General features: G+C 75.4%; 23 protein-coding genes and 1 pseudogene. 11 read left to right on the top strand and 13 right to left on the bottom strand.

Annotation, left to right across the window (positions count from 1 at the left end; genetic code table 11):
* Positions 1 to 130: 130 nt before the first annotated feature.
* On the bottom strand, positions 131 to 406 hold the full coding sequence (locus tag ACFV4F_RS12890; protein ID WP_380443017.1) for a hypothetical protein: 276 nt from the start codon (positions 404 to 406) through the stop codon (positions 131 to 133).
* A 363-nt stretch (positions 407 to 769) separates the two neighbouring features.
* Here ACFV4F_RS12890 and ACFV4F_RS12885 point away from each other — a divergent pair, with 363 nt between their 5' ends.
* Genes ACFV4F_RS12885 through ACFV4F_RS12875 form a run of 3 tightly spaced genes read left to right on the top strand, consistent with a single transcriptional unit; the run spans position 770 to position 5302 of the window.
* On the top strand, positions 770 to 3910 hold the full coding sequence (locus ACFV4F_RS12885) for an adenylate/guanylate cyclase domain-containing protein (RefSeq protein WP_380502119.1): 3141 nt from the start codon (positions 770 to 772) through the stop codon (positions 3908 to 3910).
* Positions 3907 to 4761, top strand: a complete 855-nt coding sequence (locus ACFV4F_RS12880) for a S8 family serine peptidase (protein WP_380495007.1) — start codon at positions 3907 to 3909, stop codon at positions 4759 to 4761. The genes ACFV4F_RS12885 and ACFV4F_RS12880 overlap by 4 nt, the downstream gene beginning before the upstream one ends.
* Positions 4745 to 5302, top strand: a complete 558-nt coding sequence (locus ACFV4F_RS12875) for a GAF domain-containing protein (RefSeq protein WP_380443011.1) — start codon at positions 4745 to 4747, stop codon at positions 5300 to 5302. Before ACFV4F_RS12880 ends, ACFV4F_RS12875 begins: the two co-directional genes overlap by 17 nt.
* Before the next feature lie 7 nt (positions 5303 to 5309).
* Here ACFV4F_RS12875 and ACFV4F_RS12870 read toward each other — a convergent pair whose 3' ends face one another.
* Positions 5310 to 5576, bottom strand: coding sequence for a hypothetical protein (locus tag ACFV4F_RS12870; RefSeq protein WP_380443009.1), 267 nt, complete (start codon positions 5574 to 5576; stop codon positions 5310 to 5312).
* A 5-nt stretch (positions 5577 to 5581) separates the two neighbouring features.
* Positions 5582 to 6466, bottom strand: a complete 885-nt coding sequence (locus tag ACFV4F_RS12865) for a virginiamycin B lyase (protein WP_380502117.1) — start codon at positions 6464 to 6466, stop codon at positions 5582 to 5584.
* Positions 6467 to 6573: 107 nt separating this feature from the next.
* Between ACFV4F_RS12865 and ACFV4F_RS12860 the strand changes: the two genes are divergently transcribed.
* On the top strand, positions 6574 to 7134 hold the full coding sequence (locus ACFV4F_RS12860) for a hypothetical protein (RefSeq protein ID WP_380502115.1): 561 nt from the start codon (positions 6574 to 6576) through the stop codon (positions 7132 to 7134).
* Here the strand turns inward: ACFV4F_RS12860 and ACFV4F_RS12855 are convergent.
* The 7 genes and pseudogenes from ACFV4F_RS12855 to ACFV4F_RS12825 form a co-directional block, all read right to left on the bottom strand.
* Positions 7125 to 8243, bottom strand: coding sequence for an AI-2E family transporter (locus ACFV4F_RS12855; protein ID WP_380443003.1), 1119 nt, complete (start codon positions 8241 to 8243; stop codon positions 7125 to 7127). The genes ACFV4F_RS12860 and ACFV4F_RS12855 overlap by 10 nt on opposite strands.
* A gap of 146 nt (positions 8244 to 8389) precedes the next feature.
* On the bottom strand, positions 8390 to 8977 hold the full coding sequence (locus ACFV4F_RS12850; protein WP_380502113.1) for a winged helix DNA-binding domain-containing protein: 588 nt from the start codon (positions 8975 to 8977) through the stop codon (positions 8390 to 8392).
* Between the two features lie 257 nt (positions 8978 to 9234).
* Positions 9235 to 9561: pseudogene (locus tag ACFV4F_RS12845) on the bottom strand (DNA glycosylase AlkZ-like family protein); the annotation flags it as partial.
* A 77-nt stretch (positions 9562 to 9638) separates the two neighbouring features.
* A complete protein-coding gene (locus ACFV4F_RS12840; RefSeq protein ID WP_380502111.1) occupies positions 9639 to 10364 on the bottom strand; it encodes a glycerophosphodiester phosphodiesterase in 726 nt (241 codons plus the stop codon).
* Positions 10361 to 10807: a hypothetical protein gene (locus ACFV4F_RS12835; RefSeq protein WP_380442995.1), complete on the bottom strand. Its 447-nt coding sequence runs from the start codon at positions 10805 to 10807 to the stop codon at positions 10361 to 10363. Before ACFV4F_RS12835 ends, ACFV4F_RS12840 begins: the two co-directional genes overlap by 4 nt.
* 88 nt (positions 10808 to 10895) lie before the next feature.
* Positions 10896 to 11312, bottom strand: coding sequence for a TOBE domain-containing protein (locus tag ACFV4F_RS12830; RefSeq protein WP_329929323.1), 417 nt, complete (start codon positions 11310 to 11312; stop codon positions 10896 to 10898).
* 130 nt (positions 11313 to 11442) lie between these two features.
* The gene (locus ACFV4F_RS12825; RefSeq protein WP_380502109.1) at positions 11443 to 12657 is read right to left on the bottom strand and encodes an ROK family transcriptional regulator; all 1215 of its coding nucleotides are present in this window, start codon (positions 12655 to 12657) and stop codon (positions 11443 to 11445) included.
* Between the two features lie 134 nt (positions 12658 to 12791).
* Here ACFV4F_RS12825 and ACFV4F_RS12820 point away from each other — a divergent pair, with 134 nt between their 5' ends.
* From ACFV4F_RS12820 to ACFV4F_RS12790, 7 genes are all read left to right on the top strand, one after another.
* Complete coding sequence (locus ACFV4F_RS12820; RefSeq protein WP_380502107.1) at positions 12792 to 14021, top strand: MFS transporter; 1230 nt, start codon at positions 12792 to 12794, stop codon at positions 14019 to 14021.
* Positions 14022 to 14119: 98 nt separating this feature from the next.
* A complete protein-coding gene (locus tag ACFV4F_RS12815) occupies positions 14120 to 14671 on the top strand; it encodes an RICIN domain-containing protein (RefSeq protein WP_380442989.1) in 552 nt (183 codons plus the stop codon).
* An 18-nt stretch (positions 14672 to 14689) separates the two neighbouring features.
* Entirely contained in the window at positions 14690 to 15394 is a 705-nt protein-coding gene (locus ACFV4F_RS12810) for a TVP38/TMEM64 family protein (protein WP_380442987.1), read from the top strand.
* Between the two features lie 58 nt (positions 15395 to 15452).
* Entirely contained in the window at positions 15453 to 15968 is a 516-nt protein-coding gene (locus ACFV4F_RS12805; protein WP_380442985.1) for a DinB family protein, read from the top strand.
* 271 nt (positions 15969 to 16239) lie between these two features.
* Positions 16240 to 16632, top strand: a complete 393-nt coding sequence (locus ACFV4F_RS12800) for a cell division protein SepF (protein ID WP_359961994.1) — start codon at positions 16240 to 16242, stop codon at positions 16630 to 16632.
* Between the two features lie 144 nt (positions 16633 to 16776).
* Positions 16777 to 17370 (top strand): TetR/AcrR family transcriptional regulator, encoded by a 594-nt coding sequence (locus ACFV4F_RS12795; protein ID WP_380502105.1) that lies wholly within the window; start codon positions 16777 to 16779, stop codon positions 17368 to 17370.
* Positions 17367 to 18947, top strand: a complete 1581-nt coding sequence (locus ACFV4F_RS12790; RefSeq protein ID WP_380502103.1) for an MFS transporter — start codon at positions 17367 to 17369, stop codon at positions 18945 to 18947. The genes ACFV4F_RS12795 and ACFV4F_RS12790 overlap by 4 nt, the downstream gene beginning before the upstream one ends.
* Before the next feature lie 80 nt (positions 18948 to 19027).
* Here the strand turns inward: ACFV4F_RS12790 and ACFV4F_RS12785 are convergent, their stop codons facing one another.
* From ACFV4F_RS12785 to ACFV4F_RS12775, 3 genes are all read right to left on the bottom strand, one after another.
* Positions 19028 to 21496: a SpoIIE family protein phosphatase gene (locus ACFV4F_RS12785; protein ID WP_380499613.1), complete on the bottom strand. Its 2469-nt coding sequence runs from the start codon at positions 21494 to 21496 to the stop codon at positions 19028 to 19030.
* A 149-nt stretch (positions 21497 to 21645) separates the two neighbouring features.
* The gene (locus ACFV4F_RS12780) at positions 21646 to 22266 is read right to left on the bottom strand and encodes a TetR/AcrR family transcriptional regulator (RefSeq protein ID WP_380502101.1); all 621 of its coding nucleotides are present in this window, start codon (positions 22264 to 22266) and stop codon (positions 21646 to 21648) included.
* 70 nt (positions 22267 to 22336) lie between these two features.
* Positions 22337 to 23926, bottom strand: a complete 1590-nt coding sequence (locus ACFV4F_RS12775) for a 4-coumarate--CoA ligase family protein (RefSeq protein ID WP_380502099.1) — start codon at positions 23924 to 23926, stop codon at positions 22337 to 22339.
* Positions 23927 to 24143: the final 217 nt, after the last annotated feature.

Below are 24143 nucleotides of genomic sequence, written 5' to 3'. Positions count from 1 at the left end.
GGGCTCCGGTGACGTGGCTTCCATGGCCACCCTTCGCAGCAGGGACGGGGTTCCTCGGGCCACGGCACTGGCCCGGCCGGGGGCGGTGGTGCGCCCGCCCCCGCCGCGGGCGTCGCCGGGTTCCGCGCGGTCAGGCGGAGGTCTCGGCGCCGTGCACGTAGCTGATCAGGCTGAAGCAGGCGCCGTCGGAGGCCTCGTGCAGCATCTTCATCGCCTGGAGGTCGAGGACGTTGGCGGCGTGCGCCTCGACCTCGGCCTCCTCGCTCCCGTCGACGCCCTCGGCGCCGTCCCAGCCGTCCTCGCCGTGCGCCTCGACCTCGGAGCCCTCGGCCCAGCCGGCGCCCTCGGTGCCCTCCCAGCCGTCCCAGCCGTCCTCGCCGACAACCGGCTCGATGTTCTCGGCCATGGCCGATCCCCTCTCTCGGAACGAGTACCTTGTCCGACGGCCGGATCGCCGCCGCGGCACCGACGGTAGGCACCCGCACCTCGGGCCGGCTTCGGGAGCGGCATGCGGCCGGTATGGCCCCAGCTCGGCGCCCCGCCGAGGGCTCCCGCGCCGCCCCGCCCACGGCCGTCGCGCCGCCCGAACCCCTCCCCACCTGCGGCCATACCACCCGCGAGGCGCCTGCGAACCGGGCTCTAAGCCGCGCCCGAAAACCTGGGTGTGCACCCGCCTTTCCGCACCCCGCCCCCGCACCCCGCTCCCGCACCCCGCTCCCGCGCCCCGCTCCCGCACCCAGTCGCGAAGGACCAGCGAAGGACTGCCACCATGCCCTGCCCACTCTGCGCCCAACTCGCCACCACCAACGACCAGTTCTGCCCCTCCTGCGGCACCCCCCGGGCCGCCGCCCTCGACCTGGCCGGCGAGGAGCGCAAGCTGGTCACGGTGGTCTTCTGCGACCTGGTCGACTCCACCGCCCTCTCCGGCGCGCTCGACCCCGAGACGCTCCGCGAGGTGATCCTGCGCTACTTCGACCAGATGCACCGTCAGATCGAGGCGCACGGCGGCACGGTGGAGAAGTTCATCGGCGACGCGGTGATGGCCGTCTTCGGCGTCCCGGTGATCCGCGAGGACGACGCCCACCGGGCGCTGGCCGCCGCGCTCGCCATGCTGGAGGACCTCGCGGACCTCAACACCGAGCTGGACGCCACCCTGGGCGTGCGCCTGGACGTCCGAATCGGCGTCAACACCGGCCAGGTGGTGGCCGGTTCGGACGCGTCCGCGCGCCAGGCGCTGATCTCCGGGGAGACCGTCAACATCGCCGCCCGCCTGCAGACCCGGGCCGCCCCCGGCCAGGTGCTGATCGGCCCGCAGACGCTGCGCGCGGCCGGCCCGGCCGCCCAGGTGCACGAGGTCGGCCCGCTCCAGCTCAAGGGCAAGGCCGAACCGGTCACCGCCTACCGCCTGGTCGGCCTGGACGAGGACGACCCGGAGCTGCTGCGCCGCTTCGACGTCCCGCTGGTCGGCCGCACCCGCGAACTCGCCCGCCTCGACGCCGCGCTGGCCCGGGTGGCCGGCGGCGAGGGCGCCGAGCTGCTGGTGGTGCACGGCGAGGCCGGGATCGGCAAGACCCGCCTGGTGCGCGAGTGGCTGGAGCGGACGGGGCGGCGCACCGCCCGCTGCGGCACCGGCCGCTGCCGCAGCTACGGCGAGCGGAGCACGCTGGCCCCGCTCGCGGAGGCGCTCCGCGCCCTGCTGGACGAGCCGGGCGCCGGCGCGCCCGCCGAAGCGCTCGCCCGGCTGGAGGAGGCCACCGCCGCCGGGCTCGGCCCCGAGCAGGCCTGCGCCCGCCTCGCCGCGATCCTGCGCGGGCGCACCGTCGAGCGCCCGGCCGTGCTGGTCCTGGACGACTGCCAGTGGGCCGGCCCCGCCCTGCTGGACGCCGCCGAACGGCTGGTCGCCGCGCTCGGCCCGGCACCGGTCCTGCTGCTCTGCCTGGCCCGCCCCGAACTCCCGGCCTCCCGGCCCGAGTTGCCCGACCTCGCGGTCGGCGGCCTGTCCTGGGACGAATCCGCCGTGCTGGCCGCCCAGCTGACCGAGCTCACCGCCCACCAGGACACCGTCCCCACCCGCCTGCTGGAACGCGCCGAGGGCAACCCGCTGCACCTGGAGGAGCTGCTGGCCGCCCTCACCGAGGCCGAAGGGCCCGCCCTCGCCGACGAACTCCCGCCCACCGGACGGGCGCTGCTCAGCGCCCAGATCGCCGACCTGGACCGCGACGAGCGCACCACGCTGGACCTCGGCGCCGTCCTCGGCCGCGCGTTCACCGCCGCCGAACTCGCCCGGCTCGCCCGCGGCGGCAGCGACCAGGACGCCTTCGCCGACCCCGAGGACGACGTCTTCACCGGCCCGATCGACGGTCTGCCCGGCCTGCCGGGCCCGCCCGCCGACGGCGAGGACACCCCGCCCCGCCTGCACTCCGCGCTCACCCGGCTCGCCGAGCGCCGCCTGGTCGAACCCGCCGACGGCGGCTACCGCTTCGGCAGCGGCCTCGTCCAGGAGTCCGTCTACCAGTCGATGTCCAAGCGGGCCCGCGCCGAGCGCCACGAGCGCGCCGCCGACCTGCCCGGCGTCCGCGCCGCGGGCGACGCCGCCGTCGGCGGCCACCTGGAAGCCGCCCACCGCTTCCGGCTCGAACTCGGCCTGCTCGACGCCCGCACCGACACCCTGCGCACCCGGGCCGCCGCCGCGCTCGGCGCCGCGGGCGCCCGCGCCCTCGACCGGGCCGACCTCGCCACCGCCACCGACCTGCTGGAGCGCTCCGTCCGGCTGCACTACCCGAACGAGCGCACCGCGGGCCCGGTGCTGCGCCGCCTCGGCGAGGCCCGCCTCGCCACCGGCCGCGCCGACGAGGCCCTGCCCGTCCTCGCCCAGGTCCGCGACTCCGCCGCCGACCCGCTGGACGCCGCCCACGCCCGGCTCGTCCTGGCCGCCCGCGGCCTGCCGCCCGGCCCCGACCAGCCCGCCGCCGCCGCCCGCGCCGTCCTGCCCGTCTTCACCGACGCCGGGGACGACCTCGGCCGGGCCCGCGCCCTGCTGCGCCTCGGCGAGGAGCACCTGCGGGCCGGCCGGGCCGGCGCCGCCGAGCGCCTGCTGGACGAGGCCCTCGGCCACGTCGCGCGCACCGGCGCCGAGCTGGACCGCGCCGCCGTCCTCGGCGCACTGGCCGAGGCCCTGCTGGCGGGTCCGGAGCCCGTCCCCAACGCCGTCTTCCGGCTGCGCGCCCTGCTGTCCGAGCACGGCACCGGCCGCCGGACCGTCCGGGTCGCCCTCGGCGGGCCGCTCGCCGTCCTGCTGGCCATGCGTGACCGGCCCGGCGAGGCCGAGCTCCTGCTGGCCGAGGCCAACGGCCTGGCGGGCGAGCTCTCGCTGGCCGACGCGACGGTCACGCTGCCCGCCCTGACGGCCCGCGCCGCCGCGGCGACCGGCCAGGGGGCCCAGGCCCTCGACCTGCTCGCCGACGCCGCCGAGGCCGCCCGTCGGCTCGGCACGCCCGGCGCACTGCCGCGCCTGGCCCTCGACAGCGCCCGCGTCCTGCTGGACACCGAGCGCCCCGCCCAGGCCGCCCGCCACCTCGACGGCCTCGAAGACCCCGACGGCACCGCCGGCCCGGCCCCGCTGCCGCCCGTCCTCGCCATCGAGCGGGACGCGCTGCGCGGCCGGCTCCTCGCCACCCGCGGCGAGCGCGGCCCGGCGCTCGACCTGACCGCGGTCGCCGTCCGCGCCGCCGAGGCCACCGACTCCCTGCTCCTCCAGGCCGACACCGCGCTCGACCGGGCGCACGCCCTCCTGCTGCTCGACCGGCCCGCCGAGGCCGCCGTCGCCGCGGCCGCCGCGCGGGACCACTACGCCGCCAAGGGCCACCAGCCGGGCGTCCGGCGGGCCGAGCGCCTCGGCGGCGCGCGGTGAGCGCGGCGGGCCTGACCTGGAGCCTGCGCGGACGGGGCGCCGCCGACCTCCCGGTCCTCGCCGACCAGGGCACCCCGGCGGACGGGGCCGACGGCGGGGGGACGGGCAAGGGCGTGCGCGTGTGCGTCGTCGACTCCGGCGTCGAGCCCGACCACCCGCTGGTCGGCCCGCTGGACGGCGCCTGGGCCGTCGTCAGGGACCCGGCGACCCGCGAGCTCGTCGTCCGCCCGGACCGCACCGGCGACACCTGCGGCCACGGCACCGCGTGCGCCGGCATCATCCGCCGCACCGCCCCGGACTGCGGGCTCTACAGCGTCCGGGTGCTCGGCGAGCGCTTCACCGGCACCGGCGACATGCTGCTCACCGGCCTGCGCTGGGCCGTCGAGCAGGGCTTCGACGTGATCAACCTCAGCCTCTCCACCACCCGGACCCGCTTCCTGGAGGAGCTGCACGCCCTCGCCGACGACGCCTACTTCGCCCGCACCGCGATCGTCGCCTCCGCCCACAACACCCCGGTGGAGAGCTTCCCCTGGCGGTTCTCCTCGGTCATCTCGGTCGGCAGCCACCAGGAGGACGAGCCGGCCCGCCACCTGTACAACCCGGCGCCGCCGGTCGAGTTCTTCGCCCCCGGCCAGAACGTCCGGGTGCCGTGGCTCGGCGGCGCGAGCATCCGCACCACCGGCAACAGCTTCGCCACCCCCTACGTCGCCGGGCTGTGCGCCCGGCTGCTGTCCCGGCAGCCGCGGCTGACCACCTTCCAGCTGAAGAACGCGCTCTACCTCACCGCGGCCAACGTCCGGCCCGTCCCGTCCACGCCCACCCCGGAGGCGCCCGATGACACTCAGCACTGACCCCGCCGTCGACCCGCTCGCCCGCGAGCTGCTGCAGTCCGTGGTGGACGTGGCCCGCGCGATCTTCGGCGCCGAGGCGGGCTCGGTCTGCCTGCTCGACGAGGCGGCGGGCGAGCTGGTCTTCCAGGCCGTGTCCGGCCGCGGCGAGGAGTCCCTGGTGGGCCGCCGGTTCCCGGCCGGCGCGGGGATCGCGGGCTGGGTGGCCGCCTCCGGCGAGCCGATGGTGGTCGACGACCTGGCCGCCAACCGCACCTTCGACCGCGACTTCGCCGAGTCCACGGCTTACGTGCCGAACGCGCTGATGGCGGCCCCGCTCACGCACGGCAGCCGGGTGCTCGGGGTCCTGGAGGTGCTCGACCCGGCCCCGCAGGCCCGCGCGAGCCTGCCCGAGCTGGACCTCCTCGCGCTGTTCGCCCGCCAGGCCGCCGCCGCCCTGCGCGTCCTGACCGAACGCGCCCCGGCCCCGGTGCCCGCCCCGGACCGGACGGTCGCGCTCGGCCTGCTCGCCGACCTGGAGGACCTGCTGCGGCGTCAGCCCTGACCGCCCCTCAGCCCTGAACGTCGAGCCGCCGCATGCGCAGCCGGTAGACGGTGGGGTGGAGGAGCCGCCCGCACAGCATGTCCGTGACGACCTCGGCGTCCGGCGGGAGCCCGTCCTGGTGCAGGCGCTGCACGAAGGCCTTGAGCTCCTGGTGGTCCTCGGTGCTGAACAGCACCTCCCACGGACCGGCGGCGGCCTCGACCGCCGCCCGCGCCTCACTCTGGCGGCGCAGCTCCTCGTCCTGCTTGCGCCGCCGGTTCCGTTGCCCCGGCACGCGGATCAGCCCGCCAGCCGGACGAGTTCGCCGCGCTCCAGCGCCGCGTGCACCGCGCCGTCCGGCCCGACCGCGATGCCGTGCGGCTCGGGCGAAGGACCGGGCAGCGGGTACGCGTCGTAGCGGCCGTCCGGGTCGAGCACGCCGATCCGCCCGGCGCCCCACTCGGTGAACCAGAGCCGGCCGGCGGCGTCGGCCGCGATCGCGTGCGGCCGGGCCGCCCGGTCGGGCAGCGGGTGCTCGGTGACCTCGCCGTCCACGGTGACGCGCCCGACCAGCCCGCCGCCGATGCCGACGTACCGGAGCGCGCCGTCCGCCCCCGCCGTGATGCCGACCGGCGCGGTGCCGACCGGCAGGCGGTGCACGACGACCTCGCCGTCGACGCCGACCCGGGCGACGGCGTCCGCCTGGTTGAGCGTGCACCAGAGCGCGCCGTCCGGGCCCGCCGTGATCATCGACGGGAAGGCGCCCGAGAGCGGCAGCGGAAACTCCGTCACGTCGCCGTCCACGGTGATCCGTCCGATCCGGTCGGCGTTCATCTCGGTGAACCAGAGCGCGCCGTCCGGCCCGGCGGCGATCCCGTACGGTCCAGCCTCCGCCGTCGGCACGGCGTACGAGGCCTGCCGCCCGTCGGCCCCGATCCGCCCGATCCGGTGATCACGCATCCGGGTGAACCACAGCGCCCCGTCCGGCCCCGGGGTGATCACCGCCGGCCCGCATCCGCCCGCCCCGAGCCCGTACCGCGTGACCGTGCCGTCCGGCGCCAGCCGTCCGATCTCCCCCGCGTGCACGAGCGTGAACCACACGCCTCCGTCCGCCCCCACCGCGACGCCGTACGGGCCGTCCTCCGGACCCGCGACCTCGAACCGTTCCATCACGCGCTGCGTCATCCACGCCCCCTCGTTCGCTATTGCGACTTCCGTCGCATTAACATCCTCGCACCTCCCGCCCGCCCCCGGCAACCGGATTGTCGGTGGCACCCCCTACGGTGTGCCGCATGGGGATCTATCTGGTCGACATCGGCTCCGACGACTGGGCCGACGAGGACGCCTACGCGCCGATCGCGCAGGAGCTCGCCGAGGAGCTCGCCGAGCTCGGGCTGCCGCCGTACACGTGCCCGCCGGAGCCGGCGGACGGCACGGGCGAGCGGTTCGACGTGAAGATCAACGTGCCGATGGACAGCTTCGGACGCCTCTGCCGTGCGCACGACGTGTCCGGCGAACTGCTGGACTGGGAGGTGCTGATACCCGTCGACCTCGACGAGGAGATCGAGCTGCCCGCCGAGTCCGCCTACACCGACACCACCCGGGTGGCCGGCGCCCCCGCGGCCCTCGCCGCCGCCCGGCACCTGGCCGAGGTCCTCGGCCTGCCCCCGGGCATCCCCGCGACCTCCGAGAACCTCTTCCTCAACAGCTGGTTCGCCGACCGGGCGCAGGCCGCCGCCGCGCTCCACCCGGGGCCCTGGACGGAGGACCTCGACGCCGCCTTCCACGTCACCGTCCACCTCCGCGCCGCCGAGTTCGTCCTGCGCACCGGCCGGCCCGTCACCTACTCCTGACCGCCGGCACCCTCCGCCGCGCGCCGCGCCCCGCGGGGGCCGGGCACGCCGCGCAGGACGGAGACGATGCCCGCACCCGCCGCACACAGCGGCACCGCGAGCAGCGCCCCGAGGATCCCGGCGACCCCGGAGCCGGCCACCACCGCGACCATGATGGTGGCCGGGTGCAGCTCCACCGTCCGGCTCTGGATGACGGGCTGGAGGATGTTGCCCTCGATCATCTGTACCGTCAGCACCACCCCGAGCGCCCACAGCGCCGTCCCGAGCCCGCCGTCCGCGAGCGCCACCAGCACCGCCACCGTCCCGGACAGGAACGCCCCGACGAACGGGATGTAGGCGCCCATGAACACGAGCGCGCCCAGCCCCGGCGCGCCCGGCACCCCCAAGGCCACCAGGCCGATCGTGATGAAGCCCGCGTCGATCAGCGCGATCAGCGTCGTGCCGCGCATGAACCCCGCCATCGCGTCGAACGCCCGCTCCGCGCAGGCGACCACGGTGTCGCCGCCGCGCCCCGGCAGGTAGGAGCGGATCGAGTCGCCGGTGCGGTGGCCGTCCCGCAGGAAGAAGAACACCAGGGCCAGCGCCAGCACCCCGCCGGTGAGCAGCTGGGTGAGCAGCCCGAGCCCGGAGAGCACGCCGCTGGTGAGCGTGGAGACGAGCGAGTTCGTCTCGCCCTTCGCATTGTCGAGCGCGTGCTGGATCTTCTCGCCGAACGGCCCCAGCCAGTCCGCGATCCGGTGGCCGGCACGCTGGAGCGAGGTGGCGATCTGCGGGGCGCTGTGCACCAGCGAGTTGACCAGCAGCGCGATCACCCCGCCGACGGCCGCGACCAGCACGACGCACGTCAGGGCGGCCGCCAGGCTGCGCCCCACGCCCCGCCGCACCAGCCACGGCACCACCGGATACAGCAGTGACGCCCCGAGCAGCGCCAGCACGAACGGCACGGTCGCCGCCCGCAGCTCGACCAGCGCGAAGACCACCAGCGAGGCGACCGCGATCAGCAGGATGACCGCCACCGACCACGCCGCCGCCCGCCGCATCGCGGGCGGCAGCATCAGGTACGGCCTGCGGTGGTCCGGCGCACCGCCGGACGGGGGCTCCACGGACACGGGACCTCCGGGTCGTCACATCAGTGCGAACCGACCCATCCCATCAGACGATCAGCCGAATTGCCCGTTTTGTACCCTTTTGAAGCTCACTGCTCGGCGTCCTCTACTCGGTGTCCTCATACTGCACGTCCTCTACTGGGCGTCCACTACCGGGCGTCCTCGAAGCGAACGGACCCGGCACCGCCCCCGAAGGCCGCCACCCGCTGCGCCTCGGCCTCCGCCGCCTGCCGGTCGGCGCGCCGCAGCGGCGCGAACGGGCGGACGACGACGTCCTGCCCCGCCGTCAGCTGCCACGTCCCGGCGACGACGCCGTCCACGAGGAGGGTGGGGTGCACGAGCCCGTTCTGCGTCATGACGCGGCCCTTGTGCTCGTCGGCCAGTACCCGGGTGCGGTCGGCGTGGGAGAGCAGCAGGTTGTCGAAGGGCGCGAGGAGCCGGACGGGCGCCGGGGTGTCCGGGCCCGGCCGGGGCGCGTCCGGGAGGTCGTAGAGCACGCGGCCATGCTCGTCGCGGTCGGTGAACAACCGCGGGGCGAGCCCCTTGAGCACCGGCCCGAGCCGGCTGAGGCCGCACCACTTCTGCAGGTCGGCGGCGGTGGCGGGGCCGAAGGCGGCGAGGTAGCGCAGAGCGAGGTCGTCGAGCGAGGGCGCGGGGTCGAGCGGGCGGCCGAGCCAGGCCTCGGCGGTGGTGTGGGCGGCGGCGCCGCCCCGGCCCCAGATCCCGCGCGGCGGCACCAGGTCGATCGGCAGGCTGGCGCGCCGCGCCGGGGCGGGGGGCGGCGGGGGGGGGGGCGGGGCGGGGGGCGGGCGGGGCGGGGGGGGGGGGGGGGGGGGGGGGGCCCGCCCCCGGCGGGGGGGGGGGGGGGGGCGGCGGCCCCCCCGCGGCCCCAGATCCCGCGCGGCGGCACCTGGACGAGCGGCAGGAGGCAGCGCGCCGCCTGGGCGAGCGCGGCCGGGTCGCGGTCGGGGCGGGTGGCGGCGAGCAGCCCGCCGAGCTCCTGGAAGGTGCGCGGCCGCTCCTCGACCAGTTCCCTGGCCTCGGCGCCCAGCGCGGCGAGGTCGAGCCCGGCGAGCCGCTTGCCGTAGGTGGTGCGCAGCGCCTGGTCGAGCACGGGCTGGAGGAGCGGGCGCAGCGTCAGGCAGTCCTCGGCGGTGACGAGGTGGATGGTGCCGCGCTGGAGCGCGGTCCGGACGACGGCGCGCTCCTCGATCAGCGTGGTGAGCTGCCCGGGCTCGAAGCCGTCGATCCGGGAGAGCAGGCCGAGGTAGGGCGGCTGCGGCGCGGCCTGGGCCTGGAGGCCGCCGAGGTGGCGGACCACCGCGGCGGGCTCCGGGCGGGAGCGGTCGAGCAGGTGCTGGCGGGCCAGCACCGCGCGGCCGAGGGACCTCGGACCGATCACCGGCGGCCGTCCAGGACCGAGCGCAGCACGTCGATCCGGTTGGTGGTGATGGAGTCGACGCCGGTGTCGCGCAGCCGGCGCATGGTGCGGCGCAGGTCGGCGGTCCAGGTGGAGACGGCCAGGCCGACGTCCCGCGCGGCGGCGGTGAACTCCGGCGTGACGAGCCCGAACGGCGGGTTGAGGTAGCGCGGGCGCAGGTCGTCGAGCAGGGCGCGGACGGGCAGCCGGGGCTGCTTCCAGGTGAGCGCGATCTCGGCGCCGGGGGCGACGGCGCGCACGGCGAGCATCGCGGTGGCCGGGCCGCAGAAGGCGACCAGCTCCTCGGCGCCGAGGCCGGTGACGACGGACCAGGTGGCGGCGGCCGGCCCGGGCTCGTCGAGGTCGACGAGCAGCCGGCGGCCCTCGGGGGCGGCGGCCACGGCCTTGATCGCCTCGGCGAGGGTCGGTACGGCGAGCGGGCCGCGGCGCAGCTCGTCGAGCTGGTCGAGGGTGACGCGCCCGATGTCCCTGGGGTCGTCCCAGAGGCGCTCCAGGGTGCGGTCGTGGAGGAGGACGGGCACCTTGTCCCGGGTGAGCTGGACGTCCACCTCGACGGCGTCGGCGCCGCGGGCGAGCGCGGACTCGACGGAGGCGAGGGTGTTCTCGCGGAAGCGGTACGGGTCGCCGCGGTGGGCGACGGCGAGGACGGGCCTACGGTCGGCGGGGGTACGGGCGGCGGTCATCGAATCTGCCCAGCGATCCAAGGGGTGAGGTCCGGCAGGCCGACGCCCTCGCGGTAGGTCGGCTCGCCGGGGACGGTGACGGTCATGGTGGTGGACGGCGGGAAGGTGCGGGCCTTGACCTGCACCAGGCCGCCCCACACCGAGTTCAGGAACGCCGGGACGCTGTCGCGCTGGACGTCGAAGGCGATGCCCTCGACGCTCACGACCGCCTCGTCGTGCGTGAAGAGGCGGACGGTGACGGCCGGGCGGCCGTCGAACTCCAGCAGCGCCTCGTGCGGAATGGCGTCGAGCTCGCCGCCCGGGCCGCCGGCGCCGACCAGTCCGGCGAAGGTCCGGTCGCGGCCGATGTCGTGCTGGGCGCGGGCGGTGCGGCCGTGCCGGCCGGCGACGGCCTCGATCGCGAGCACGGCGCTCTGGGTGGTCGGCAGGTGCGGGTGGGTCATCCCGGTCGGGGCCTCTCGTTCGGCTCGGGCTGCTCTGCGAATGGCTGGGGGCTGGCTGGGACTGGGTGCGACGGACGGGTCGGCGGCGTCAGCGGCGTTCGATCATCACGTTGGTCGACTTGATGACGGCCGTGGCGGGCGCGCCGGGCACCAGGTTCAGCTCCTCCGCCGACTCCCGGCTGATCAGCGAGACCACCCGGAACGGCCCGGCCTGCACCTCCACCTGGGCGGCCACGTCGCCGAGCACGACGTCGGTGACGATCCCGGGGAAGCGGTTGCGCGCGGAGGACGGCCTGCCCTCCGCCTCGGCGTTCTCCGGCCGGGCCAACTCGCGGGCGAAGGCCGCCAGTTCGGCGCCGGGGATGATCCGGTGGCCGTGCTCGTCCCGCTCGGCGGCGACCCGCCCGGCGTCCACCCAGCGCCGCATGGTGTCGGCGCTGACGCCGAGCAGCGACGCGGCCTCGCCGATGCGGTACGGGTTGACCGGCAGGTCGGGCTGGCCCATGTGCGACTCCTGATGGTGGTTCGGGAACGGGCGCGCGCGGGGCGCATCGCCGCCATCCTGCCGTACCGGTGCCCCGGCCCGCGAAGCGGCGCAGGTCCTCGGCGCCACGGCTCGACGCTGCGGCTCGGCGCTACGGCTCGCCGAAGAGGTCCCGCCGGGCCGCGTCCCCGGCGGTCAGGACGGCCCCGGCCAGCACCGCGCCACCGCCCGCGGTGCCGGCCCGCACCTCGGTGCGCAGCGGGGACAGCGCGGCGAGCCGGCGCTCGACCCGCGCGGCGAGTTCGGGGCCGCCGGCCCGGCCGATCTCGCCGCCGAGGACGACGCAGCCGGGGTCGAGGACGACGCAGACGCTGGCCGCGCCGAGGGCGATCCGCTCGGCGAGCTCGTCCAGGAACGCCCGGCCCGGCCCGTCGACGGCGTCGAGGTCGCCGACGGCGCCGAGGTCTTCGAGCGCCGCGCGGACGGCGGCCTCGGCGGCGGCCGCGTCCCCGGCCGGGTCGGCGGGCAGGCCGTGGGCGCGGGCGAGCTCGCAGATGGCGGCGCTGCCGACGAGCCCGTGGAAGCCGCCCTCGCAGCTGGCGGCGCTGGGCAGGCCGGCGGTCCCGGGGACGGGCAGGAAGCAGATCTCGCCGGTGCCTCCGGAGAAGCCGCGGCGCAGCCGCCCGTCGAGGACGACGGCCGCGCCGACGCTGTGGCCGAGCCACATCAGCACGAAGGTGTCCCGGTCGCGGGCGGCGCCGACCCGGTACTCGGCCCGGCCGGCCAGGTTGACCTCGTTCTCCAGGATCACCTCGGTGCCGGGCAACTCGCGCAGGGCGGCGAGGAGTTCGCCGTGCCAGGCGGGTAGCGCCCCGGTACTCTGGAGGCGCCCGGTGGCCGGGTCGACCAGGCCGGGCGCGCCGACGGCGACGGTGTGCAGCCGTTCGACCCCGACCCCGTGCGCGACGTCGAGCAGCGTCCGGACGATCCGGTCGGCGGTGCCGGGGGTGCCGCCGCCGTCGACCGGGACCTCGGCGGAGGCGAGGGTGCGCCCGGCCAGGTCGGCGACGACGAGGCTGACGCCGCCGGAGCGGACGTCGAAGGCGGCGAGGTGGGCCCGTGAGGCGACCAGTGCGTAGACCCGGGCGTTGGGGCCGCGGCGCTGCTCGCCGCGCTCGCCGACGACGGCGACCAGGCCGGTGCGCTGGAGGCGGTCCAGCAGGTCGGCGACGGTGGGGCGGGACAGGCCGGTGAGGCCCCGCAGCTCGGTGGCCGTGAGGGGGCCCTGTTCGAGCAGCAGGTTGAGCGCCAGCCGGTCGTTGATCGCCCGGGCGGTGCTCGGCGTGGCCGTACGCACGGTGGTCATGGACGCTCATCCTTCCAGAGTGTTTCTATCAGGGTCCCTTCCTGATAATTTATCGCCCGCCGCAGCAAACTGCCGCCGCCGCAACCTGCCGCCGGACGGCCGATCCGCCGCGTGCGACCGGGAGGGAACCCCACATGACCACGACCGCACCACTGGACCCGCTGCCCGCGCCCCGGCGGGCCAGGGCGAGCATCGCCCTGGTGTTCGCCGTGCACGGCGCCGTCACGGGCACCTTCGTCAGCCGGATCCCGTGGATCCAGCACCGCCTCGACCTCTCCCCCGGCCAGCTCGGGCTCGCCCTGGTGATGCCCGCCGTCGGCTCGTTCCTCGCGATGCCGCTGGCCAGCCGGTTCGTCCACCGCTACGGCGGGCGGGCCGCCGTGCGCGGGCTCATCTCGCTGTGGTGCCTGGCGCTGGCCCTGCCCGCGCTCGCGCCGTCGCTGCCCGTCCTGTGCGCGGCCCTGTTCGTCTACGGCGCGACCTCGGGCATGTCCGACGTCGCGATGAACGCGCAGGGCGTGGAGATCGAGGAGCGCCTCGGCCGCTCGATCATGTCCGGCCTGCACGGGATGTGGAGCGCGGGCGGGCTGCTGGCCTCCGGCTTCGGCATCCTCGCCGCCCACCTCGACCTCGACGCCCGCCTCCAGCTGGCCGTCACCGCCCTCGTGCTGCTGGCCCTCGCCCAGGCCGTCTGCCGGGGCCTGCCCGACCTGCGGGCACCGGAGGAGGCCGAGGCGCCACCGCGGTTCGCGCTGCCGCCGCGCAGCTCGCTGGTGATCGGGCTGGTCGGCTTCTGCGCCGTGTTCGCCGAGGGCGCCTCGATGGACTGGAGCGGCGTCTACCTGCGCGACATCACCGGCGCCTCGGCCACCGTCGCCGCCGTCTCCTACTCCGCGTTCGCGCTCACCATGGCCGTCAGCCGGCTGGCCGGGGACGCGGTGATCCGCCGCCTCGGCGCCGTCCGGGCGACCCGCCTCGGCGGTGCCACCGCGACGGCGGGCGGCGTGCTCGTCGTGCTGGCCGACGAACCGGCCCTCGCGATCCCGGGCTTCGCGCTGATCGGCGTCGGCATCGCGGTCATCGTCCCGCTGGCCTTCGCGGCGGCCGGGCGCAGCGGCCCCAACCCCAGCCAGGCCATCGCGGGCGTCGCCACCGTCACCTACACCTCGGGCCTGATCGCCCCGGCCGTCGTCGGCGGGCTCGCCCAGGCCACCTCGCTGACCGTCTCCTTCGTCCTCGTCACCGCGCTCGCCCTCGCCCTGGTACCGAGCGCCGGGGCACTGCGCCGCAGCGAACGGAACGCACCCGACGGCCCGTCCAGCGGCGTGAGCGCCCCGGCGGGCAACGACCTCTCGACGCTCTGACCCGACGGGCACCCCCGCGTCTTCCCCCGGATCGGCGCACAACTTTTCCGCGCCGGGCGCGGTCGAACACTCCATCGTCGACCACGGGGAGCGCACCGATGACCCATCGCACGAGACTCGCGACGGCCGCCGCCGTCCTCGCCCTCACCGGAGGGTCGGTGCTGGCCGCACCGACCGCCGGTGCCGCCACCGCGACGACCGCCACCGACTTCGGGCCGGCCGAGATCCGCACCGGGATGTACGCGGGCCAGAACGACCTGTGCCTGGAGGTCGCCGACTGGCGCACCGACGACGGCGCCCCGGTCCGGATCTGGACCTGCACCGGCGGCGACAACCAGAAGTGGACCCAGACCGCCAACGGCTGGATCAACCTGCACAGCGGCAAGTGCCTGGAGATCCCCGCCTTCAGCACCACCCCGGGCACCCAGGCCGGCCAGTGGACCTGCAACGGCGGCAGCAACCAGCAGTGGAGCGACCCGCCGGTCAGCCACGCCGGCACCCCCCGCCACATCGTCAACGCCAACAGCGGGCTCAGCCTGGACGTCGCCGGCGGCGTGATCGCCGACGGCACCCCGGTCATCCAGTGGGACTTCCACGCCGGGGACAACCAGTTCTGGCACTACAGCCCCGAAAAGGATCCTTACGCATAGGAGAGCTAGGCTCGGGCGGTGCACGCACCAGACGCAGCCCCCGCACCGCCCGAGCCCGCACCGCGTTCGCCGTGGTGGCGCTTCGCGCTGCTCGTCCTGATCCTCGGCGCCGCCGCCGGGTCGCTGCTGCTGTGGAGCCCGACGGCGTTCCTGCGCGGCGGGCTGCCCGCCGGGGTGCCCGGGTACTGGCTCGCGCCGGCCTTCGTCACGGTCTACGCCCTCGGCACGCTCGCCTTCCTGCCCCGCCCGGCCCTCAACGCCGCCGCCGGGCTGCTGCTCGGCATCCAGCAGGGCACCCTGCTCGCCGTCCTCGGCACCACCCTCGGCGCGGCGGCGGCGTTCGGCCTCGGCCGGGCCCTCGGCCGCGACGCGCTGCGCCCCTTCCTGCGCGGGAAGATGCTGACCGCCCTGGACCGCCGCTTCACCGACCAGAGCTTCCGCAGCGTCCTGCTGCTGCGCCTGATGCCCGGCCTGCCGTTCCAGGCCGGCAACTACGGCGCCGCGTTCTCCGGCACGCGCTTCGTGCCGTACGTCCTGGCCACCGCCATCGGCGTCGTGCCGACCACCGCGGTGTACGTGACGGCCGCGGCCAGCGCGCGCCGGCCCGGCTCGGTGTCGTTCCTGCTGTCGGCGGGCGTGATCGGGGTGTTCGGCCTGGTGACCCTGGTCTCGCTCTGGCGGGCCGCCGTCGCCCGCCGCCGCGCCGCCGCCACCACCGCCTGAGCCGGACACGCGCTTATTCGCTCGCGATCCACCCCCGCCCGGCGCCACCATGGCGGCCATGACCAACCTCACGCCGCGGGTCGACCCGCCCATGTCCGCCGACGAGACCACCATGCTGACGGCCTGGCTGGACTTCCACCGCAGCACGCTCGCCCTCAAGTGCGAGGGCCTCACCGACGACCAGCTGCGCACGCGTTCCGTCCCGCCGTCCGGCCTGTCCCTGCTCGGCCTCGTGCGGCACATGGCCGAGGTCGAGCAGCACTGGTTCCAGGGCATCCTGCTGGGCGCGGACGTCAGCACCGGCCACTACTGGACCCCGGAGAACGAGGACGGCGACTTCGACGACGTCGCCACCGCGGACGTCGCCGCCGACTTCGCCACCTGGCACGCCGAGGTCGACGCCGCCCGCCGCGCGATCGCCGGCCTCCCGCTCGACACGGTGGGCAAACGGCAGCGCCGCGACGCGGACGTGACGCTCCGCTGGATCCTCGTCCACATGATCGAGGAGTACGCGCGGCACAACGGTCACGCGGATTTTCTGCGCGAGCTGCTGGACGGCAGGACCGGGGAGTGAAATCGTTTCCGCATTGTTGACAGAAGGTCAATTACGCGGTGACCACGACCGATAAGGTCTACGCGCGCAACCGTACGCAAGCCACCCGCGTCGATGTTGGTGCCCGGGTCCGCCCGGGTTTCCGGCGCGGCACGACTCGTACGGGGGGCGCGAGCGGGCACGGGACCGGTGAACAGTGCGATACTCGGACAGTTCCGACGAGTGGATGACGTGTCAAAAAGGGCACGCGCACCCGGGGGGACGCGGCCGGGACGAGGCAGGGAGGCGCGGCATGGGAGCACTTCGCGACGAGCACCACAACGGGTGGCTGATGCCCTCGGGGCACTACCCGGCCGCCGTGTACGACGACGAGTGGAGCGAACGGGACACCGTGCCCGCGATGCCGTCGCCGGCCAAGATCGTCTCACTGCGGCCGACCGGATTCGAGGCCGCCCGCACCGTCGGCGAGCACATCCGGGCCAGCACTCCGGTGGTCATGGACCTCACCGAGATGGAGGAGGCCGAGGCCAAGCGGATGGTCGACTTCGCCTCCGGGCTGATCTTCGGCACCCAGGGCGGCATCGAGCGGATCGCCCGCCGGGTCTTCCTGCTCACCCCGGCCGACGTCGAGGTCATGGTGATCGACCGCCCGCTCGACGACACCGGGTTCTACAACCAGAGCTGAGCTCCGAGGGAGCGGCACGAGAACCGGGGACGGCAACCGCCGACCCCGGTTTTTTGCTGCCCGGCCGCCGGGCCCGCACGCCCCACCTGAGGCGACCAATCCTATTTTGAGACATCCATGTCTCACTTGAGCTACACTCGAAGCATGGCCACCGATCGCGACACCGTCCTCGAAGCCGCCGTCAGCGTGCTCTCCCGCCGCCCGACCGCCCACCTGGACGAGATCGCGCGCGCCGCCGGCATCAGCCGCGCCACGCTGCACCGGCTGTTCCCCGGTCGCGAGGCCCTGATCCGCGAGGTCGGCCTGCTCAGCCTGCAGCGCTTCGCCACCGCGCTGGACACCGCCACCGCCGGGGAGGGCGACGCCGAGGCCGCGGTACGCCGCCTGGTCGAGGTCGCCGTCCCCGACGCCATGCTCTGCGCCTTCCTGGCCGGCGAGAACCAGCTCTACGACGACGAGAACATCAACGCGCTCTGGGAGACCCAGACCGAACGGCTGCACGCGCTGTTCCTGCGCGGACAGCACCAGGGCGTCTTCCGGATCGAGCTGTCCGCCGCCTGGCTCAGCGAAGCGTTCTTCGACCTCGTCGCCGGCGTCGGCTGGGCCATCCAGGACGGCCGGCTCGCCCCGCGCGACGCCGCGTTCTCGATCACCGAGCTCTTCCTCGGCGGCGCCCTGCGCCGACCCTCGTCCCCCACTCCTCCTTCGGCCCGCTCAACGGAAACCGATACACCATGAGCAGCACCGTCCTGACCACTCCGAGCCTGACGAACCCGACCCCGAGCCGCCGCTGGAGCGGCCTCGCCGTCCTCGTCCTCGCCGTCACCCTGGTCGCCGTCGACGCGACCGTCCTCTCCCTCGCCATCCCCTCCATCAGCGAGACGCTGCGCCCCAGCGGCACCCAGCTGCTCTGGATCGGCGACGCCTACTCCTTCGTCCTCGCCGGCCTGCTGGTCAGCATGGGCGCGCTGAGCGACCGGATCGGCCGCAAGAAGCTGCTGCTGGTCGGCTCCACGGCGTTCGGCGCCGCCTCGCTGCTCGCCGCGTACGCACCCGGGCCCGGCTGGCTGATCCTGGCCCGCGTCCTGCTCGGCGTGGCCGGGGCGACGATCATGCCGTCCACCCTCTCGCTGATCCGCAGCCTCTTCCCGGACGACCGGGAGCGGGCCACCGCGATCGGCATCTGGGGCGCCGCCGCGGCCGCGGGCGCCGCGCTCGGGCCGGTGGTCGGCGGCGTGCTGCTGGAGCACTTCTGGTGGGGCTCGGTGTTCCTGCTCAACATCCCCGTGCTGCTCCTGCTGCTGGGCTTCGGCGCCTGGCTGCTGCCCGAGTCCAGGGACCCGAAGCCGGGCCGCTGGGACGTGCTGAGCGTCCTGCTGTCACTGGCCGGTGTGATCGGCGTCGTCTACGCGGTCAAGGAGGCCGCCGCGAACGGCGTGGCGCGCTGGGACGTGCCGCTCGCCGGCCTCGTGGGCGCCGCCGCGCTGACCGTCTTCGTCCGCCGCCAGCTCCGGCTGGACACCCCGCTGCTGGACGTCCGGCTGTTCCGCGACCGCCGGTTCACCGCCGCCGTGCTGGCCTCGCTGATCTCACTGATCGGCCTGTCCGGCGTGGTCTTCGTGACCTCGCAGTACCTCCAGCTGGTCCGCGGCTACGAGCCGCTGCAGGCGGGCCTCGCCGAACTCCCGGCCTTCGCCGGGTCGGTGGCGGGCGGTCTGCTGACCGCCCGGCTGGTCCGGCGCACCGGCGCCCGGGCCGCGCTGACGTTCTGTCTGCTGGCGATGGGCTTCGGCGTCGGTGTGCTCGGCTGGCTCCAGCAGGACACCACGTACCTGGTGCTGGCCGCCTCGTTCCTGCTGGTCGGGACGGCCGAAGGGGTGGTCTACACGCTCGGCGCCGACCTCGTGCTGAGCGCCGCGCCGGCCGACAAGGCCGGGGCCGCCTCCGCGGTGTCGGAGACGGCGTACGAGCTGGGCACCGCGCTCGGCATCGCGCTGGTCGGCTCGGTGGTCGGCTCGCTCTACGCGAGCGGGCTGTCCGTCCCGCAGGGCGCGGACCCGGCCGCCGCCGCCCGGGCCGGCGAGTCGCTCGGCGGGGCCGTCGAGGCGGCCCACGGGCTGCCCCAGGCCCTCGGCGAGCCGCTGCTGGCGAGCGCGAAGCACGCGTTCGTCCACGGGATGAACGTCGCGGGCATCGCCTCGGCCGTGCTGCTGATCGGCGCCGCCGCGATGGCCTGGCGCCTGCTGCGCGGGCTCTCCGCCCCGGCGGCCGAGCCGACGGAGGTCCGGCCGGCGCCCGAGAAGGTGGATGCCTAAACGGTTCTGCAGCGAAACGGTTCTGCTCCTAAGCGGTTGGGCGGCCCCGCACCCTGTTCCCGGGTGCGGGGCCGCCGCCGTCAGTGGCTCGCCCTGAAGGGCAGTTCCAGCTCGGCCCAGACCACCTTGCCGTCCCTGGTCAGCCGGCTGCCCCAGCGCTGGGCGAGCTCGCTGACCAGGAACATGCCGCGCCCTCCCTCGTCCTGCTCGGCGAAGGGGCGCAGCTGCGGGGTCTGGCCGCCGGCGTCGGAGACCTCGACGGTGAGCACCCGGTCGCGGAACAGCCGCAGCCTCCGCGGGGCGTCGGCGTGCAGGAGGGCGTTCGTGACGAGCTCGCTGACCAGCAGTTCGGCGTAGTCGGCGAGCGGGGTCAGGCCCCAGCGTTCCAGGGTCGCGCGGGTGAAGCGGCGGGCCTTGCCGGGCAGGCGGCCGCCGCCGGTGAGCGGGAGGGTGGCGATCCGGTCGGCGGGCAGCGGCAGCACCCGGGCCATGATCATCGCGATGTCGTCGTCGGTGCCGTCGGTGACGAGGGCGCCGAGCACGGCGTCGCAGGTCTGCTCCAGGGTGCGGCCGGGCTCGGCGAGGGTGCGGGCGAGCAGGTCGATGCCCTTGTCGATGTCCTGGCCGCGGCGCTCGACCAGGCCGTCGGTGTAGAGGGCGACCATGCCGCCCTCCGGGAGGGTGAACTCGATCGACTCGAAGGCCACGCCGCCGACGCCGAGCGGCACTCCGGGCGGGAGGTCGACCCGGCGGGCGAGCCCGTCGGGGCCGACCCACACCGGCGGCAGGTGGCCGGCCGAGGCCACCTGGACGGTGCGCTCCAGCGGGTCGTAGACCGCGCAGATGCAGGTGGCGAACTGGCCCTCGCCGATTCCGTGCGCGGTCTCGTCCAGTCGGGTGAGGACCTGCTCGGGCGGCATGTCGAGGGTGGCGAGGGTGCGGGCGACGGTGCGCAGCTGGCCCATCGTGGCGGCGGCCCGGATGCCGTGGCCCATCACGTCGCCGACCACCAGGGCCACCCGGCCGCAGGACAGCGGCACGACGTCGAACCAGTCGCCGCCGACCTCGCTGACGACGCTGCTGGGCAGATAGCGGTAGGCGATCTCCAGGCCGAGGGTGCGGTGGATCTCCTGCGGCAGGAGGCTGCGCTGGAGGGTGAGCGCCGTCTCGCGCTCGCGCCGGTAGAGCCGGGCGTTGTCGAGCGCGAGGGCGGTGCGGGCGACGAGCTCCTCGGCGAGGGCGACGTCGGCGTCGGTGAACGGCTCGGGGTTGCGCATCCGGATGAACTCGGAGCCGCCGAGGACCATGCCGCGGGCCGAGATCGGCACCATCAGGTACGAGTGGATGCCCGCCGCGATGCCGGGGGCGACGCGCTCCTCGCTGGCGACCAGGCCGCGCAGGACCTCCTCGTCCACATGGGCGCGCAGCAGCGGCTTCCCGCTGCGCAGGCACTGGGTGTAGCTGCGGTGGGGGGCGTACTCGGAGGTCTCGCCGACGGCGTCCACGGCGTGCGTGAGGCCGGACTCGTAGGACTCGCCGACGGCGACGGCCCGCAGCTTGATCGCGCGGTCGGCGGGGATCGCGGTGGGCTCGGCACCGCGCAGCACCGGTTCCAGGAGGTCGACGGTGGCGAAGTCGGCGAACCGGGGGACGACGGCCTCGATCAGCTCCTCGGCGGTGCGCTGGAGGTCGAGGGTGGTGCCGATCCGGGCGGTGGCCTCGGCGATGGTGGCGAGACGTTCCTGCGCGCGGGAGGCGCGGGCCTCGGCCTGGAAGCGCTCGGTGACGTCGATGATCGAGGAGGCGACGCCGAAGACCCGGCCGGTGGAGTCCTCCAGGCGGAAGTAGGAGGCGGACCACGCGTGGTCGCGCCTCGGGTCCCCGGGGACGCGGCCGTGCGAGCGGGCGTCCACGACGGGCTTGCCGGTCCTGAGCACCTGTCTCATGGTCTGCTCGATCTCGGCGGTGTTGATGCCGGGCAGGACGGCGGATATCCGGCGGCCGAGGTGGGCGGCGGCCGGGACGCCGTTCATCCGGGCGAGCGCCTCGTTGATCCGCACGTAGCGCAGCTGGGTGTCGTACACGGCCATGCCGATCGGCGAGCGGCCGAAGATCCCGTCGAGGACGGCGAGGTCGGCCTCGATCTCGTGGATGGCGCCGGTGTCGGAGGCGGTGGCGAGCAGGAGGAGGGTGCCGCCCGGGCCGGCGATCGGGTAGGTGCGGAACTCCAGCTCGACCCGGTGGCCGTCGCGGTGGCGCACCGGGAAGACGAAGGAGGTGCCGGTGCCGTCCATGATCCGCTGGAAGATCGCGAGGACCTCGCCGCGGTCGCGTTCGTCGGTGAGCAGCCGGGCGGCGTAGCTGCCGACGGCCTCGTCGGCGGTGAAGCCGAGCAGGGCCTCGGCGTCCTCGCTCCAGTGCAGGATGAGGCCGTCGCCCTGGACCAGGACGGTGGCGAGCGGGACCAGTCGGTGGCCCTCGGGACGTGCGGGGGCGGCACCCGGTGCGGGGCCGGCGGCGTCGGTCGCGTCCCACTCGTGTCCGTGCATGATCAGGCAGCACCCCGGTTCGGCTCGTGCCCGGCCGGGTGGGCCTCGCGGTCGGTGCCGGCCGGGATTCTTCTCCAGACTGCACGGACATCGGCCGCCCGGCGACCCCTTGGAGGGGGGCCGTTCCGGTCGCTCCTGTCGTACGGGCGTCATGGGCGTACCGGGCGCAGCGTACTCTCCAGAAGGCCCGCCCACTGCCGGATCACTCCGGATCGTCGGGCGCTGTCGTCGGTGAGCAGGTTGGCCAGGCCGAGGCCGCGGGCGAGGTCCAGGGTGACCTGCACCGATTCGCGCACGCCGGGGCGGGTCTCGTCGGCGTCCAGGAACTCGACGGCGGCCCGGTGGGCCTCGCGGCCGACGTGGCCCTCCAGGGCGATGATCCGCTCGCGCAGCGGTTCCTCGGTGGCGGCGGCCGTCCACAGGTGCAGGGCGGCGCGGAACAGCGGGCCGGTGTAGAGGCGCACGATCATGTCGACGACGGCCCCGGTGCGGTCGGGGCCGGCGGCCGGCAGCTCGTCCGCGTGGGCGCGGACGGCCGCCAGCCGCTCGGCGGTGACGTGCTCGACGGCCGCGGTGAACAGGTCCTCGCGGGTCGGGAAGTGGTGCTGGGCGGCGCCCCGGGAGACCCCGGCGCGTTCGGCGACCACGGCGACGGTGGAGCCGTGCCAGCCGCGTTCGGCCAGACAGTCCACGGCCGCCGCGAGCAGCCGGGCGCGGGTGGCACGGCTGCGGTCCTGCCGGGGGGTGCGGACGGCGGAGTGGCTGGTCATCGGTGCTGGCGGTTCCTGTTCCGGTGGGGGCTCGGCGGGTCGATCCTCACAGATGCGCGCTGCGTACGGGTCAGCGGGCCGCCGCCTCTCGGGCTCGCAGTTCGCGGCGGAGGATCTTTCCGGCGGGGGACTTGGGGACGGCCTCGACGAACTCGACCGCGCGCACCTTCTTGTAAGGGGCGACCTGGCCGGCGACGAACGTGGTGACGTCCTCGGCGCTGAGCCTGCTGCCGGGCACCCGGACGACGAAGGCCTTGGGACACTCGGTGCCCTCGGCGTCCGTCACGCCGATGACGGCGGCGTCGGCGATCTGCGGGTGGCCCAGCAGGACGGCCTCCAGTTCGGCGGGGGCGACCTGGTAGCCCTTGTACTTGATCAGCTCCTTGACCCGGTCGACGATGTGCAGGTAGCCGCGGTCGTCGACGAAGCCGACGTCGCCGGTGTGCAGCCAGCCCTCCTCGTCGATCACGGCGTCGGTCTCGGAGGGGCGGCCGAAGTAGCCCTTCATCACCTGCGGGCCGCGGATCAGGAGCTCGCCGGGCTCGCCGGGCCCGAGGTCCGTCCGCGTGCCGTCCAGGGCGGTGACGCGCAGTTCCGTGGAGGGGACCATCCGGCCGACGGCGCCGGGCGAGGGGTCGGTGTCGTGCGGGGAGACGACGTGGGTGACCGGGGACAGCTCGGTCATGCCGTAGCCCTGGAGCAGGTGCGGCAGGCCGAGGCGGCGGGCGCAGGCGGCGGCGAGCTCGGTGTCGAGCGGGGCGGCGGCGCACAGCAGGTACTCGACGGAGGACAGGTCGAAGCGCTCCACCAGCGGGTGCTTGGCGAGGGCGAGCGCGATCGGCGGGGCCACGATGAGCGCCTGCACCCGGTGCTCCTCGATGGCGCGGCAGAACTGCTCCAGGTCGAAGCGCGGCAGCACGACCACCGCGGCGCCGCAGCGCAGCGGCTGGTTGAGCAGCGCGGCGAGGCCGTAGATGTGGAAGAACGGCAGGACGGCGAGCACCCGTTCGCCCGGCTCGGGGCGGTACAGGGCGTCCACCTGGCCGAGGTTGGTGGCGATCGAGCGGTGGGTGAGCATGACGCCCTTGGGCAGGCCGGTGGTGCCGCTGGAGTACGGCAGCACGGCGACGTCCTCGCCGGGATCGATCGGGACCTCGGGCACCGGGGCAGTGCTGGCGAGCAGGTCGGCGAGCGAGCGGTGGCCGTCGGCGCCGTCCAGCACGACGATCTCGCGCAGCGGGCGGCCCTCGGCGGCGAGCAGCCCGGCAGCCTTCGCGGCGGTGGGCAGGAAGTGGGAGACGGTGACCAGCCAGCGGGCGCCGCTGTCGCGCAGCTGGCCGGCGAGCTCGTTCGGGGTGGCGAGGGAGGAGACGGTGGTGACGGTGGCGCCGGCCCGGGTGGCGCCGTAGAACGCCATCGGGTACGCGATCGTGTTGGGGCTGAAGAGCGCCAGCACGTCGCCCTTGCGCACGCCCGCGTCGGCCAGGCCGGCGGCGACCCTGCGCACGGACCCGGCGAGCTCGGCGTGGCTGACGGTCCGTCCGGTGAGGCCGTCGATCAGGGCCGGCCGGTCGCCGTACCGCTCGGCGTCGCCGAGCACCGCGTCGTGGATCGGCAGGTCGATCGTCGGTACGTCGGGAAAGTCGCTGAGGAACACCAAGGTAAGCCTCCACTAAGGAAGTTGAGGTGGATTCTGGACCGGCGACGGGTCTCGGGGGCGGGTCGGCCGGGGGCGCGTTCAGGAGCATACGGACAGCGGAGGGACGCTGGGCCATTGTGGGGAACGACGGCCGGAGCGCGCGTGGCACAGTTGCCGCCGGGGGGCGCCCGGTCGGACGGTGTGCACCACGGCCGCCCGCCCCCGGGAGCGGCCCCGG

Source organism: Kitasatospora sp. NPDC059722 (assembly GCF_042733235.1).
Classification (GTDB): Bacteria; Actinomycetota; Actinomycetes; order Streptomycetales; family Streptomycetaceae; genus Kitasatospora.
The sequence above is the reverse complement of the archived record's forward strand: the minus strand, read 5'-3'. Positions and strand labels throughout refer to the sequence as shown.

Coding starts and splice junctions, on each gene's coding strand:
- ACFV4F_RS12890 (WP_380443017.1), bottom strand. CDS start 406: ATGGCCGAGAACATCGAGCCGGTTGTCGGCGAGGACGGCTGGGACGGC.
- ACFV4F_RS12885 (WP_380502119.1), top strand. CDS start 770: ATGCCCTGCCCACTCTGCGCCCAACTCGCCACCACCAACGACCAGTTC.
- ACFV4F_RS12875 (WP_380443011.1), top strand. CDS start 4,745: ATGACACTCAGCACTGACCCCGCCGTCGACCCGCTCGCCCGCGAGCTG.
- ACFV4F_RS12865 (WP_380502117.1), bottom strand. CDS start 6,466: ATGACGCAGCGCGTGATGGAACGGTTCGAGGTCGCGGGTCCGGAGGAC.
- ACFV4F_RS12860 (WP_380502115.1), top strand. CDS start 6,574: ATGGGGATCTATCTGGTCGACATCGGCTCCGACGACTGGGCCGACGAG.
- ACFV4F_RS12840 (WP_380502111.1), bottom strand. CDS start 10,364: ATGACCGCCGCCCGTACCCCCGCCGACCGTAGGCCCGTCCTCGCCGTC.
- ACFV4F_RS12835 (WP_380442995.1), bottom strand. CDS start 10,807: ATGACCCACCCGCACCTGCCGACCACCCAGAGCGCCGTGCTCGCGATC.
- ACFV4F_RS12830 (WP_329929323.1), bottom strand. CDS start 11,312: ATGGGCCAGCCCGACCTGCCGGTCAACCCGTACCGCATCGGCGAGGCC.
- ACFV4F_RS12825 (WP_380502109.1), bottom strand. CDS start 12,657: ATGACCACCGTGCGTACGGCCACGCCGAGCACCGCCCGGGCGATCAAC.
- ACFV4F_RS12820 (WP_380502107.1), top strand. CDS start 12,792: ATGACCACGACCGCACCACTGGACCCGCTGCCCGCGCCCCGGCGGGCC.
- ACFV4F_RS12815 (WP_380442989.1), top strand. CDS start 14,120: ATGACCCATCGCACGAGACTCGCGACGGCCGCCGCCGTCCTCGCCCTC.
- ACFV4F_RS12805 (WP_380442985.1), top strand. CDS start 15,453: ATGACCAACCTCACGCCGCGGGTCGACCCGCCCATGTCCGCCGACGAG.
- ACFV4F_RS12800 (WP_359961994.1), top strand. CDS start 16,240: ATGGGAGCACTTCGCGACGAGCACCACAACGGGTGGCTGATGCCCTCG.
- ACFV4F_RS12795 (WP_380502105.1), top strand. CDS start 16,777: ATGGCCACCGATCGCGACACCGTCCTCGAAGCCGCCGTCAGCGTGCTC.
- ACFV4F_RS12790 (WP_380502103.1), top strand. CDS start 17,367: ATGAGCAGCACCGTCCTGACCACTCCGAGCCTGACGAACCCGACCCCG.
- ACFV4F_RS12785 (WP_380499613.1), bottom strand. CDS start 21,496: ATGCACGGACACGAGTGGGACGCGACCGACGCCGCCGGCCCCGCACCG.
- ACFV4F_RS12780 (WP_380502101.1), bottom strand. CDS start 22,266: ATGACCAGCCACTCCGCCGTCCGCACCCCCCGGCAGGACCGCAGCCGT.